Raw genomic sequence first — 13,153 nt, 5'->3', positions numbered from 1 at the left:
ATGGAGGGGATGAACGCCGTGCTGCCTGCGCGTCTCGCCGAGATCCGCGATGAGTTCCTGGAGCTGCCCGAGCCCGAGCGACTGCAGCTGCTGCTGGAGTACTCCCAGGAGCTCCCGCCGATCCCCGCCGAGTACGACGGGCATCCGGAGCTCTGCGAGCGGGTGCTGGAATGCCAGTCGCCGGTGTACATCGTTCTCGATGTCGACGCCGACGGCACCGTCGCGATGCACGCCACCGCACCGCCCGAGGCCCCCACGACGCGCGGCTTCGCGAGCATCCTCGCGCAGGGACTGACCGGACTCGCCGCCGACGAGGTGCTCGCCGTGCCGGCGGACTATCCGCAGACCCTCGGTCTCACGCGCGCGGTGTCACCACTGCGTCTGGCCGGCATGACGGGCATGCTCCTGCGGGCGCAGCGCCAGGTGCGCGAGAAGGCCCCGGCCTGAGTCACGCCTCGGGTGCGGCCAGGCCCTGCGCGGTGAGCCAGGAGCGGATCGTCTCGCTCCAGCGCGCCTGGTCGTAGTTCCACAGCTTGGTGTGCCGTGCGACGTCGAACACCTGCATCTGCACGAGGTCCGGGCGGGCGAGGACGAGATCGTGCGAAGCGTCCGACGGCACGAATCCGTCGTCGTCGCTGTGCAGGATGAGTATGGGATGCCGCAGCTCGCCGGCGCGAGCCACGACGTCGAGCTCGTCGAAGCGGATCGCGCCGCCGGACCGCGTGAGCGGTGCGGCCCACTCGGCCTGCAGGGCGCCGATCGCCAGCCCGCTGACCGCGTTGGGCACCTTCTGCAGTCTCGCCTGGTAGTCCAGCACGACCCGCCAGTCGATCACCGGCGACTCCAGCACGAGCCCCGCGACCACGTCGGCGTGGGCGGAGTTGAGCGCCAGCTGCAGGGCGATCGCGCCACCCATCGACCAGCCCATGACGATGACGCGCCGTGCGCCCCGGCGACGCGCGAAGCCGACGGCGGCATCGACGTCGCGCCACTCGGTCGCGCCGAGGGTGTAGGTGCCGGTGCGACTGCGCGGAGCCTCGCCGTCGTTGCGGTACGACACGACCAGCGACGTGATGCCGAGAGAGTGGAACACCGGCACCGCCCGGAGGCACTCCGCACGATTGGTGCCGCGGCCGTGCACCTGGATCACCCACGTCTCGCCGTCTCCGGCGGGGAAGAGCCACGCCGGACAGGGTCCGACGGTGGACCCGATCAGTTCGGGGGTGAAGTCGAGGTGGAGCTCTTCCGGCCGCTCGTAGTACCAGCCCGAGAACGCCGCCTCGGGAGAGAGACGGGCATCGGTGCCCACGTGCGTGAGAAGTTTGCGCTTGACGCTCGTCTCGTCTTCCGAGAGCACGGACCCGAGCTTGATGTACGCCGAGGTCCCCGTCGTGAACAGGCCGTACCTGCCGGGCAGCTCTGTGTCGGGCGTCCGTTCGAGCGTGATCGTCTGGGCCGCCGTGTCCAGCGCGAGGATGCGCGTGTCGGGCACACGGCGCGCGGGCGTCACGACGCGCCGTGCCATGCGCAGCGACCCGGCGGCGAGCATGCCGAGCACGGCCGCGAGCGCGAGGCTCAGGACCGTGACCGCTGCGCGGATTCCGGCGACGAGAGCAGGAGGCGTCGGCCGGGTGTCTGCGGGGCGGTTGGCGCCGCGCATCGCGGCGCGCCTGGAGTCGACCATCGAGGCCTCACTCTAGTCTGTCCGCGTGGCTGAGCATCGTCCTCCAGCAGCACCGACTTCGTTCGAGCAGGCGGCGGAGGCGGTGCGAGCGATGGAGTTCCGCGCCGACCTGGCGGTGCGAGAGATTCCAGCACCACAAGGGCTCGCGCCGAATGCGCTGGCGATCGCCGGCGACGTGCGGGCCGAAGCGGAGGGCGAGGACTCGCCGTACGGCACCGGGCGACTCGTCCTGCTCCACGACCCGGACGAACCTGCGCCGTGGAACGGCCCGTGGCGCATCGTGTGCTTCGCCCAGGCGCCCCTCGAACCCGAGATCGGCACCGATCCCCTGCTCGCAGATGTCGCGTGGGCGTGGCTGACCGACGCGCTGCAGTCGCGGCACGCGGGGTTCCATTCGGCCTCCGGCACGGCGACCAAGACGCTCTCCAAGGGCTTCGGAACGCTGGCCGATGAAGGCGACGGCGCGCAGATCGAGCTGCGGGCGTCGTGGTCCCCGGAGGGCGCGATCGCTCCGCACGTGGAAGCATGGGCAGAGTTGGTATGCATGCTGGCGGGACTCCCGCCGGGCTCGGAAGGGATCGCGATGCTGGATTCGCGCAGGTCGACGCGTGGCTGAGTACGTCGTCATCGAGGATGCCGCAGGCGCCGTCGATGCTGCGCGCGTGCTCGCGGAAGGCAGCGGCCCGGTCGCGGTGGACGTCGAGCGCGCCTCGGGCTTCCGGTACTCGCAGCGCGCGTACCTCGTGCAGGTGTTCCGGCGCGGCGCCGGGCTCTTCCTGTTCGATCCGCCGCCCATCGGCGACTTCGCCGCGCTCCAGGAGGCGATCGGCCGTGAGGAGTGGGTGCTGCACGCTGCGAGCCAGGACCTCCCGTCGCTGCGGGAGCTGAGCCTCGAGCCCGCGAGCATCTTCGACACCGAACTCGCCGCGCGCCTGCTCGGTCACGAGCGCGTCGGACTCGGCGCCGTCGTGGAGGACACCCTCGGCATCGCCCTGGCGAAAGCGCACTCCGCGTCGGACTGGTCGACGAGACCGCTCCCCCAGTCCTGGCTCGAATACGCCGCGCTCGACGTCGAGCATCTCGTCGACGTGCGCGACAAGCTCTTCGCCGAGCTCGAGGAGCAGGGCAAGACAGAGTTCGCGGCACAGGAGTTCCGTGCGGTCCTCGAGCGCGAGCCGAAGGCGCCCCGCGAGGAGCCGTGGCGGCGGCTGTCGGGCCTGCACACCGTGCGCGGCCGCAAGGCGCTCGCCGTCGCGCGCGAGCTGTGGACGGCACGCGAGGAGTTCGCACGCGAGCAGGATGTCGCGCCCGGCCGCCTGGTGCCCGACCGGGCGATCGTCGCCGCCGTGCTCGCCGACCCGAAGTCCAAGAGCGCCCTGGCCGCGGTCAAGGAGTTCACCGGGCGGGCGAGCCGGTCCCAGCTGGACCGGTGGTGGGCCGCCATCGAGGCCGGTCGCGCCGCGACGCAGCTGCCGTTGGAGAGGACGAGCGGCGGCGACACGCTGCCGCCGCCGCGCGCCTGGGCCGATCGCAATCCCGAGGCCGACGCGCGGCTGAAGGCTGCCCGGCCGGTGGTGGAGCGCCGCGCCGAAGAGCTGCGCATGCCCACGGAGAACCTGCTCACCCCCGACCTGCTGCGGCGCGTGGCGTGGTCGCCGCCCGATCCGGTGACCGCGGCATCGGTCCGCGAGGCCCTGTTGGCCCTTGGAGCGCGAGCCTGGCAGGTTGAGCAGACCGCACAGGGGATCGCTGATGCCTTTGTGGGTTCCGTGCAAGGGGTCTTGCAGGGGTCCGAAACGGCTTCGTAGGTTTCCCCCACTCGATTCTCCGCGGTCTGTCGCCGCTCCTAGGCTGGCGGCATCCCAACTTTTGGAGGCAGAGTGGCCGAGATCTCGGACGTCTTCTTCGTCGATGGAATGCGTACGCCCTTCGGGCGCGCCGGCGAAAAGGGCATGTACTGGAACACCCGCGCGGACGACCTCGCCGTCAAGGCGACGATCGGGCTCATGGAGCGCAACCCAGGTGTTCCCAAGGATCGCGTCGACGATGTCGCCATCGCGGCGACGAGTCAGACGGGCGACCAGGGACTGACCCTCGGCCGCAGCGTGGCGATCCTCGCGGGCCTCCCTCAGACGGTGCCGGGCTTCGCGATCGACCGCATGTGCGCCGGTGCGATGACGAGCGTCACCACGATGGCGGGCTCGATCGGTGTCGGCATGTACGACATCGCGCTCGCCGGCGGCGTCGAGCACATGGGCCACCACCCGATCGGCGGGAACGCCGACCCGAACCCGCGTTTCGTCGCCGAGAAGATGGTCGACCCCGGCGCGCTGAACATGGGCGTGACCGCGGAGCGGATCTTCGACCGATTCCCCCACCTGACGAAGGAACGCTCGGATCGCTACGGCATGCTGAGCCAGCAGAAGGTGCAGGCCGCGTACGACGCCGGCCGGATCCAGCCCGATCTCGTGCCCGTCGCGATCAAGGACGCCGACGGGTCGTGGGGCCTGGCCACCGAGGACGAGGGTCGCCGCCCCCAGACCACGATGGAAGACCTCGCGAACCTCAAGACGCCGTTCCGCCCGCACGGGCGCGTGACCGCGGGCACCTCGTCGCCCCTCACCGACGGCGCGACGATGTCGCTGCTCGCGGGCGGCGGCGCCGTCAAGGAGCTCGGCCTCCAGCCGAAGATGCGACTCGTCTCGTTCGCATTCGCCGGCGTGCAGCCCGAGATCATGGGCATCGGCCCGATCCCGTCGACCGAGAAGGCCCTCAAGAAGGCCGGTCTTTCGATCGACGACATCGGCCTGTTCGAGCTCAACGAGGCGTTCGCCATCCAGGTGATCTCGCTCCTCGACCACTTCGGCATCGCCGACGACGACCCGCGGGTGAACCCGTGGGGCGGCGCGATCGCGTTCGGGCACCCGCTCGCCGCGTCGGGCGTGCGTCTCATGATCCAGCTGGCGGCCCACTTCGCCGAGCGCCCCGATGTCCGCTACGGCCTCACCGCGATGTGCGTGGGCCTCGGTCAGGGCGGCTCGGTCATCTGGGAGAACCCGCACTACGACGGCAAGAAGCGCAAGTAAGGGCACGGCAGGAATGACGAACTACGAGAACATCGACTTCTCCCCCATTCAGGGCCTCGCCGACGACGAGGTGGTGACGCATTCGCGCGTGCGCGACATCCGTCTTCCGTCGGGCAAGGTGCTCGCCCTCATCACTCTCGACAACGGCCGTGACCACACGCGGCCCAACACGCTCGGGCCCGGGACGCTCACCGAGCTCGGCGAGACCCTCGACGCACTCCGCGCGCGGGTCTCGGCAGGCGAGATCCAGGCCGTCGGCATCACCGGCAAGCAGTACATCCTGGCCGCCGGCGCCGACCTGTCCGACATCTCGCGCGTCGGCTCGAAAGACAACGCCCGCCTCATCGCGCAGCTCGGCCACCACGTGCTCGGCAAGCTCTCGGAGCTCGGTGCGCCCTCGTTCGCCTTCGTCAACGGGCTCGCGCTCGGCGGCGGCCTCGAGATCGCGCTCAACAGCACGTACCGCACGGTGGATGCCTCGGCCGCGGCGATCGCGCTGCCCGAGGTCTTCCTCGGCATCATCCCGGGCTGGGGCGGCGCCTACCTCCTGCCGAACCTCATCGGCATCGAGAACGCGCTCGAGGTCGTCATCTCGAACCCGCTCAAGCAGAACCGGATGCTCAAGCCGCAGCAGGCGTTCGACTACGGCATCGTCGATGCGATCTTCCCCGCCGCGAACTACCTCGAGAACTCGCTCGCGTGGGCGGACGGGGTGCTCACCGGCAAGGTCAAGGTCGAGCGCAAGAACGAGCCGGGCAAGATCGAGCGGGCCGTCAAGTGGCCGGTCGCGATCAAGATGGCGCGCGGGATGCTCGAGTCGAAGATCGGCACCGTGCCGAAGTCGCCCTACGCCGCGCTCGAACTGCTCGAGAAGGCGAAGAGCGGCACCAGGGCCGAGGGTTTCGCACGCGAGGACGAGGCCCTCGCCGACCTCGTCGCGGGCGACCAGTTCGCGGCATCCATGTACGCGTTCGATCTGGTGCAGAAGCGCGCGAAGCGTCCCGTCGGCGCACCCGACAAGGAGCTCGCCAAGAAGGTCACCAAGGTCGGCATCATCGGCGCCGGCCTCATGGCCAGCCAGTTCGCGCTGCTGTTCGTGCGCAAGCTGCAGGTGCCGGTGCTCATCACCGACCTCGACCAGGACCGGGTCGACAAGGGCATCGCGTACATCCACGACGAGATCGCGAAGCTCGAGGCGAAGGGACGCCTCGACGGCGACACCGCCAACAAGCTGCGTGCCCTCGTCACCGGTACGACCGACAAGAGCCGCTACGCGGACTGCGACTTCGTCATCGAGGCGGTCTTCGAAGAGGTCGGCGTCAAGCAGCAGGTCTTCGGCGAGATCGAGCAGATCGTCGCGGAGGACGCGATCCTCGCCACCAACACGTCGTCGCTGTCGGTGGAAGAGATCGGCGCGAAGCTCGCCCACCCCGAGCGGCTCGTCGGCTTCCACTTCTTCAATCCGGTGGCCGTCATGCCCCTGATCGAGATCGTCAAGACGCCGCGCACCGCGGATGCCGCGCTCTCGACGGCGTTCGTCGTGGCGAAGAACCTCGGCAAGAACGCGGTCCTCACCGCCGACGCGCCGGGTTTCGTGGTCAATCGCCTGCTCGCGAAGGTCATGGGCGAGGCCGCGCGCGCGGTGTACGAGGGCACGCCGGTGGCGGCGGTCGAGAAGGCGTTCGCGCCGCTGGGCCTGCCGATGGGGCCGTTCCAGCTGATCGACCTGGTCGGCTGGAAGGTCGCGGCCCACGTGCAGGACACGATGGTGCGCGCCTTCCCGGACCGCTTCTACGCGAACGAGAACTTCCACGCGCTCGCGGAGCTTCCCGAGGTCGTCGAGAAAGACAAGGGCGGCCGCGTGACCGGCTGGACCAAGGCCGCCGAGAAGGTGCTGAAGCCCGCCGTGGCCTCCACTCCCGCGTCGGCCGACGAGATCCTCCGCCGCGTGCAGGACGGGCTCGCGCAGGAGATCAAGATCATGCTCGACGAGGGCGTGGTCCCCGAGGTGCAGGACATCGACCTGTGCCTCATCCTGGGCGCCGGCTGGCCCTTCATCGACGGCGGGGCATCGCCCTACCTCGACCGCGAGGGCGCGTCCGAGCGGGTCTTCGGCGACACGTTCCACCACCCGACGATCCGCGGCATCGGCTCATAGCGAGGCGGCGACGCCGTCGCGAAGGGCACGTCCTCCCGGAGGACGTGCCCTTCGTCGTAGGATCCGGCTATGCTCTGAACATGTTCAGTTCGGACGCTCCGATTCCCGGCCGCACTCCCACGAAGAGCGAGCGCACCCGCGCGCAGCTGCGCACCATCGCGCTCCGGTCGTTCCGGGAGCGCGGGTACGACGCCACCACGATCCGGCTCATCGCCCAGGAGGCCGGCGTCTCGGTCGGCACGACGAACTACCACTTCGCATCGAAGAACCACCTGGTGCAGGAGCTCTACCTCGACGTGCAGGAGCGCCATCGAGCCGCGGCAGAGCCCCGGCTCGAGGCAGCCACGGATCTCATCGAGCGGATCGGCGTCGTCTACGCCACGGGACTCGACCAGCTCACGCCGTTCCATGCGTCGGCGCCGGAGTTCCTGTCGGCGGCGATGTCGCCGCGATCGCCGATCAATCCGCTCGCCGAGGAGTCCGCGCCGGCACTCGAGATCGTCGAAGGACTCTTCCGTGAGGCCGTGGAGGGTGCGTCGGGGGCGCAACTGCCCGACGAGTTCCGCACGCTGCTCCCCCACGCGCTCGTGCTCGGCCACCTGCTGCTCGCCCTGTTCTGGGTCTACGACCGCACACCCGGGCAGCGGCGCACGAGGATGCTGCTCGATCGCGGCCTGCGGCTGCTGCGGCTCGCCCTGCCGCTGTCGCGCGTGCCCGGACTGCGGGGACCGCTCCGCGAGCTGCTGCAGCTCCTCGCGGAGGTGAAGGCATGAGCGGCGGCGACGAGGCGTCGCCCCGCACCGACGCTGAGCCCATGGCATTCACCGCCGACGAGTTCCTTCGGGGAATGGTCGCCGCGTGGCTCTGGTTCAATGTGCTCTTCGCGGCGGCGTTCGGGATCCTGCAGGCCCTGACGCAGTCGCCGATATGGGGCTCGTGGTGGTCGGGCGTCTTCGTGGTGCTCCTGTACGCGGTCCCGGTGGCGCTGATCGTGTCAGGCATTGTCACGCTGCTGTGCTGCGGAGCTGCGTGGGCCCTCGGGCGGATGCTGCGGCGTCGTCGTTCGCTCGTCCTGCACGCCGTCTGCTATGCGCTGCTCGGTGCGGCGATCGGTGCTCTCGTCGTGACGGTCTACCAGCTCGCGGTGCAGAGTCCGTGGGATCCGACCCACTGGCTCGCCGTCATCGTCCAAGCGTGCTCCGCAGCAGCTGTCGCCCTCGGATGGGGGTGGACCGTACGCCACTCCATACGCGTCGAGGCGGGACGCACGCGGAAAGCCCGCATCGACCGCGACGCGGCGGCGGAGGACGCGCTCTAGCGTCGCTCGTCTCGCGCGCGGGCGAGGTCCGGGAGCGTCGGGATCTCGGTCGTCTGCGCTCCCCGCGCGACCGGGATGCGGGTGCCGAGCACCTGGGCGACGACGTCCTGAGCGATCTTGGCCGGGGTGAGCCCGGCGTCTTCGAGGATCTGCTCGCGGCTCGCGTGATCGATGAACTCGTCGGGAAGCCCGAGCTCGTCGACGGCCGTGTCGACACCGGCTTCGCGCAGCACCTGACGCACGCGCGTGCCGATGCCGCCGACGCGGATGCCGTCCTCGATGGTGATGACGAGACGGTGGGATGCCGCGAGCTCGACGATCGACGGCCGCACCGGCACGACCCACCGCGGGTCGACGACGGTCGCGCCGATCCCCTGGGCACGCAGGCGGCCGGCCACATCGACGGCGATGTGCGCCATCGGACCGATGCCGACGAGCAGCACGTCCTGCGCGTCCGAGCGCAGCAGCACGTCGACCCCGTCGTCGAGTCGCTCGAGAGCGGGAAGCTCCGCGCTGACGCCGTTCTTCGGGAAGCGGATCACGGTCGGGCCGTCGTCGACGGACACGGCCTCGCGCAATTCCTCCCGCAGGCGCGGTTCGTCGCGCGGGACGGCGATGCGGATGTTCGGCACGAGCTGCAGCATCGCGAGATCCCAGATGCCGTGGTGGCTCGGGCCGTCGGGCCCTGTCACCCCGGCACGGTCCAGCACGAAGGTCACTCCCGCGCGGTGGAGCGCGACATCCATGAGCACCTGATCGAACGCGCGGTTCATGAACGTCGCATAGATCGCGACCACCGGGTGCAGGCCGCCGAAGGCCAGCCCGGCCGCGGACGCGACCGCGTGCTGCTCGGCGATGCCCACGTCGTACACCCGATCGGGGAAGCGCTGCGCGAAGGGGAGCAGTCCGGTCGGGCGCAGCATCGCGGCCGTCATCGCGATCACGTCGCCGTGCTCCTCGCCCACCGCGACGAGCTCGTCGGCGAACACGTCGGTCCAGGTGGTGTCGCCGCCGCTCGCGAGTGCTTCGCCGGTGACCGGATCGATCTTCCCGACGGCGTGGAACTGGTCGGCCTCGTCCTCGAGAGCCGGCGCATAGCCGCGGCCCTTCTCGGTGATGGCGTGGACGATCACCGGGGCGCCATATGCTTTCGCGAGCTCCAGCGTCTCGATGAGAACGGGCAGATCGTGCCCGTCCACCGGGCCCAGGTACTTGATGTCGAGGTTGGAGTACAGGGCCGCGTTGTTCGTGAAGCGCGACAGGAATCCGTGCGTGCCGCCGCGGACGCCGCGATACACCGCGCGCGCGGCGGGTCCGAGCTTGCGGAACAGCGTGTCGGAGCTGCGATGCAGCGTGCGGTACGAATCCGCGGTGCGCACGCGATTGAGATAGCGGGCCATGCCGCCGATGGTCGGCGCGTAGGAACGCCCGTTGTCGTTGACGACGATGATCAGATTGCGGTCGTTGTCGTCCGAGATGTTGTTGAGGGCCTCCCACGTCATGCCGCCGGTCAGCGCCCCGTCGCCGACGACGGCGACCACGTGCCGGTCCTTCCGGCCGGTGCGCGTGAGCGCGCGCGAGACGCCGTCCGCCCAGCTGAGCGAGCTCGAGGCGTGCGAGGACTCGACGACGTCGTGCGGGCTCTCGGATCGCTGGGGGTAGCCGGCCAGGCCGCCTCGCTGCCGCAGCCGCGCGAAGTCCTGCCGCCCCGTCAGGAGCTTGTGCACGTACGACTGGTGCCCGGTGTCGAAGATGAAGGGGTCGGACGGCGAGTCGAAGACCCGATGCAGCGCGATCGTGAGCTCGACGACTCCGAGGTTCGGGCCGAGATGACCACCGGTACGGGCCACGTTCTCGACCAGGAATCCGCGGATCTCGTCGGCGAGCCCCTCGAGCTGTTCGACGCTGAGGGAGTCGAGATCGCGGGGTCCGGTGATCGACGACAGCAGCGACATCCCCGCTCCTTTCCGGCCCCCGGGAGGGCCTAGCCAGTCTACCCGGGCCACGGAGAGGGGACCGGATGCCGCGGCATCCGGTCCCCGTGAATCCGCTGTCAGACCAGCGAGCGCAGCACGTACTGCAGGATGCCGCCGTTGCGGTAGTAGTCGGCCTCACCGGGCGTGTCGATGCGGACGACCGCGTCGAAGACGACGGTCTGCTTGCCCGCCGACGAGAACTCGCTGGGCTCCGCGGTGACCCGCACGGTCTTGGGCGTGACGCCCTCGTTCAGCTGCTCGAGCCCCTCGATCGAGACGATCTCGGTGCCGTCGAGGCCGAGGGACTTCCAGCTCTGACCGGCGGGGAACTGCAGCGGCACGACGCCCATGCCGATGAGGTTCGACCGGTGGATGCGCTCGAAGCTCTCGGTGATGACCGCCTTGACGCCCAGGAGGCTCGTGCCCTTGGCGGCCCAGTCGCGCGACGAGCCCGAACCGTACTCCTTGCCGCCGAAGACGACGAGCGGGGTGCCCTGCGCCTGGTAGTTCATGCTCGCGTCGTAGATGTACGACTGCGGGCCGCCCTCCTGCGTGAAGTCCCGCGTGTAGCCGCCCTCGACGATCTGGCCGTCGTTGACGGCCGCCACGAGCTCGTTCTTCAGGCGGATGTTCGCGAACGTACCGCGGATCATGACCTCGTGGTTGCCGCGGCGGGAGCCGTAGGAGTTGAAGTCCTTCTGCGCGACGCCGTGCTCGGTGAGGTACTGCGCGGCGGGGGTTCCCGCCTTGATGTTGCCGGCGGGCGAGATGTGGTCGGTGGTGACCGAGTCGCCCAGCGTCGCCATCACGCGCGCGCCGGTGATGTCCTGGACCGGAGTCAGCTCCATGGTCATGCCGTCGAAGTACGGTGCCTTGCGCACGTAGGTCGAGTGGTCATCCCACTCGAAGACGGGACCGGTCGGCGTCGGCAGGTTCTTCCAGCGCTCGTCACCCTCGAACACGGTGGCGTACTGCTTGGTGAACATGTCCTCGCTGATCGACGAGTCGATGGTGGCCTGGACCTCCGCCGCGTCGGGCCAGATGTCCTTCAAGAAGACGTCGTTGCCGTCCTGGTCCTGGCCCAGCGGGTCGGTCTCGAAGTCGAAGTGCATCGAGCCGGCGAGCGAGTACGCGATCACCAGCGGCGGGCTCGCGAGGTAGTTCATCTTCACGTCGGGGTTGATGCGCCCCTCGAAGTTGCGATTGCCCGAGAGGACCGCCGTGACGGCGAGGTCGTTCTGCTGCACGGCGGCAGAGACCTCCTCGATCAGCGGGCCCGAGTTGCCGATGCAGGTCGTGCAGCCGTAGCCCACGGTGTAGAACCCGAGATCCTCGAGATCCTTGGTCAGCCCGGCCCGCTCGTAGTAGTCGGTGACGACCTTGGATCCCGGTGCGAGCGTGGTCTTCACCCACGGCTTCGCCTTGAGCCCCTTCTTCACCGCGTTGCGGGCGAGAAGTCCGGCCGCCAGCATCACGGACGGGTTGGAGGTGTTCGTGCACGACGTGATCGCCGCGATCGTGACGGCGCCGTTGTCGATGGTGTACGGGCTGCCGTCCTCCGGCGTGACCGTGACGGGCTTGGACGCTGCGGCAGGTCCGCCGCTGGCGATGTGCACCGTGCGGGTGACGGGCTCCTCCTCACCGGGAACCGCGCCCGGGTCCGACGCCGGGAAGGAGTGCTTCGACTCCAGGTCGACGATCGAGGTGGACTCGGTGGCGTTGGCGTAGTTGAGGATGTCCTGCTCGAACTGCGACTTGGCATCGGACAGCCGGATCCGGTCCTGCGGGCGCTTCGGACCGGCGATGGAGGGCACGACGGTCGACAGATCCAGCTCCATGTACTCGCTGAACACCGGCTCGACCGCGGGGTCGTGCCACAGGCGCTGTTCCTTCGCGTACGCCTCGACGAGGGCGAGGCTCTGCTCGCTCCGGCCCGTCAGACGGAGGTAGGCGATGGTGACGTCGTCGATGGGGAAGATCGCGGCGGTCGAGCCGAACTCGGGGCTCATGTTGCCGATCGTCGCCCGGTTCGCCAGCGGGACCGACGCGACGCCCTCGCCGTAGAACTCGACGAACTTGCCGACGACGCCGTGCTGGCGCAGCATGTCGGTGATCGTGAGCACGACGTCGGTCGCGGTCACGCCGGCCGGGATCTCGCCGGTGAGCTTGAAGCCCACGACGCGCGGGATGAGCATCGAGACCGGCTGGCCGAGCATGGCCGCCTCGGCCTCGATGCCGCCGACGCCCCACCCGAGCACGCCGAGGCCGTTGACCATGGTGGTGTGCGAGTCGGTGCCGACGCACGTGTCGGGGTAGGCGCGCAGCACGCTCTCGCCGGTGGCCGGGCTGGTCGAGACCCGGTCGTAGACCACCTTGGCCAGGTGCTCGATGTTCACCTGGTGCACGATTCCGGTGCCCGGGGGCACGACCTTGAAGTCGTTGAAGGCGGTCTGGCCCCAGCGGAGGAACTGGTACCGCTCGCCGTTGCGCTCGTATTCGATCTCGACGTTGCGCTCGAGGGCGTCCTCGCGGCCGAACAGGTCGGCGATGACGGAGTGGTCGATGACCATCTCGGCGGGCGAGAGCGGGTTGATGCGGTTCGGGTCGCCGCCGAGCGCGGTGACCGCCTCGCGCATCGTCGCGAGGTCGACGATGCAGGGCACGCCGGTGAAGTCCTGCATCACGACGCGCGCGGGCGTGAACTGGATCTCGGTGTCGGGCTGGGCATCCGGATCCCACGAGCCGAGCGCCTGGATCTGCTCCTTCGTCACGTTCGCGCCGTCCTCGGTGCGAAGCAGGTTCTCGAGCAGCACCTTCAGGCTGAACGGAAGCTTCTCGTAGCCTTCGACGGTGTCGATGCGGAAGATCTCGTAGTCGGTGCTGCCGACCGTCAGGGTGCTCTTGGCACCGAAGCTGTCAACCGTGGACACG

10 protein-coding genes are annotated in these 13,153 nt (G+C 69.6%); 7 read left to right on the top strand and 3 right to left on the bottom strand.

What is annotated here, in order from left to right:
- Window positions 1-9 precede the first annotated feature (9 nt).
- Entirely contained in the window at window positions 10-447 is a 438-nt protein-coding gene (locus IM778_RS08675; protein WP_194411601.1) for a SufE family protein, read from the top strand.
- 1 nt (window position 448) lies between these two features.
- Here IM778_RS08675 and IM778_RS08670 read toward each other — a convergent pair whose 3' ends face one another.
- A complete protein-coding gene (locus IM778_RS08670) occupies window positions 449-1,684 on the bottom strand; it encodes an alpha/beta hydrolase family protein (protein WP_194411600.1) in 1,236 nt (411 codons plus the stop codon).
- A 25-nt stretch (window positions 1,685-1,709) separates the two neighbouring features.
- On the opposite strand from IM778_RS08670, the gene IM778_RS08665 reads away from it, so the two are divergent.
- The 6 genes from IM778_RS08665 (at window position 1,710) to IM778_RS08640 (ending at window position 8,246) form a co-directional block, all read left to right on the top strand.
- Window positions 1,710-2,300 carry a DUF3000 domain-containing protein gene (locus tag IM778_RS08665; RefSeq protein WP_194411599.1) on the top strand — a complete coding sequence of 197 codons (591 nt, stop codon included), beginning with the start codon at window positions 1,710-1,712 and terminating at the stop codon, window positions 2,298-2,300.
- Window positions 2,293-3,492: a ribonuclease D gene (locus IM778_RS08660; protein ID WP_194411598.1), complete on the top strand. Its 1,200-nt coding sequence runs from the start codon at window positions 2,293-2,295 to the stop codon at window positions 3,490-3,492. The genes IM778_RS08665 and IM778_RS08660 overlap by 8 nt, the downstream gene beginning before the upstream one ends.
- A 72-nt stretch (window positions 3,493-3,564) precedes the next feature.
- Entirely contained in the window at window positions 3,565-4,770 is a 1,206-nt protein-coding gene (locus IM778_RS08655; RefSeq protein ID WP_194411597.1) for a thiolase family protein, read from the top strand.
- 13 nt (window positions 4,771-4,783) lie between these two features.
- Window positions 4,784-6,928 carry a 3-hydroxyacyl-CoA dehydrogenase NAD-binding domain-containing protein gene (locus IM778_RS08650; protein ID WP_194411596.1) on the top strand — a complete coding sequence of 715 codons (2,145 nt, stop codon included), beginning with the start codon at window positions 4,784-4,786 and terminating at the stop codon, window positions 6,926-6,928.
- 80 nt (window positions 6,929-7,008) lie between these two features.
- A complete protein-coding gene (locus tag IM778_RS08645) occupies window positions 7,009-7,701 on the top strand; it encodes a TetR/AcrR family transcriptional regulator (RefSeq protein ID WP_194411595.1) in 693 nt (230 codons plus the stop codon).
- A gap of 41 nt (window positions 7,702-7,742) precedes the next feature.
- Window positions 7,743-8,246, top strand: coding sequence for a hypothetical protein (locus IM778_RS08640; RefSeq protein ID WP_194411594.1), 504 nt, complete (start codon window positions 7,743-7,745; stop codon window positions 8,244-8,246).
- Here the strand turns inward: IM778_RS08640 and dxs are convergent.
- Window positions 8,243-10,201 carry a 1-deoxy-D-xylulose-5-phosphate synthase gene (gene dxs, locus IM778_RS08635; protein WP_194411593.1) on the bottom strand — a complete coding sequence of 653 codons (1,959 nt, stop codon included), beginning with the start codon at window positions 10,199-10,201 and terminating at the stop codon, window positions 8,243-8,245. The two genes, IM778_RS08640 and dxs, sit on opposite strands and share 4 nt — an antisense overlap.
- 98 nt (window positions 10,202-10,299) lie before the next feature.
- Window positions 10,300-13,152, bottom strand: coding sequence for an aconitate hydratase (locus IM778_RS08630; RefSeq protein WP_194411592.1), 2,853 nt, complete (start codon window positions 13,150-13,152; stop codon window positions 10,300-10,302).
- Between the last annotated feature and the right edge of the window lies 1 nt (window position 13,153).

The sequence above is a fragment of the Microbacterium cremeum genome (genome assembly GCF_015277855.1).
Lineage (GTDB): Bacteria > Actinomycetota > Actinomycetes > Actinomycetales > Microbacteriaceae > Microbacterium > Microbacterium cremeum.
Note: the sequence above shows the minus strand (reverse complement) of the source record. Positions and strands in the feature narration are given on the sequence as shown.

Excerpts from the sequence above, each read along its gene's own strand:
- IM778_RS08640 (WP_194411594.1), top strand. The coding sequence starts at position 7,743 with ATGGCATTCACCGCCGACGAGTTCCTTCGGGGAATGGTCGCCGCGTGG.
- IM778_RS08670 (WP_194411600.1), bottom strand. The coding sequence starts at position 1,684 with ATGGTCGACTCCAGGCGCGCCGCGATGCGCGGCGCCAACCGCCCCGCA.
- IM778_RS08650 (WP_194411596.1), top strand. The coding sequence starts at position 4,784 with ATGACGAACTACGAGAACATCGACTTCTCCCCCATTCAGGGCCTCGCC.
- IM778_RS08675 (WP_194411601.1), top strand. The coding sequence starts at position 10 with ATGAACGCCGTGCTGCCTGCGCGTCTCGCCGAGATCCGCGATGAGTTC.
- dxs (WP_194411593.1), bottom strand. The coding sequence starts at position 10,201 with ATGTCGCTGCTGTCGTCGATCACCGGACCCCGCGATCTCGACTCCCTC.
- IM778_RS08645 (WP_194411595.1), top strand. The coding sequence starts at position 7,009 with ATGTTCAGTTCGGACGCTCCGATTCCCGGCCGCACTCCCACGAAGAGC.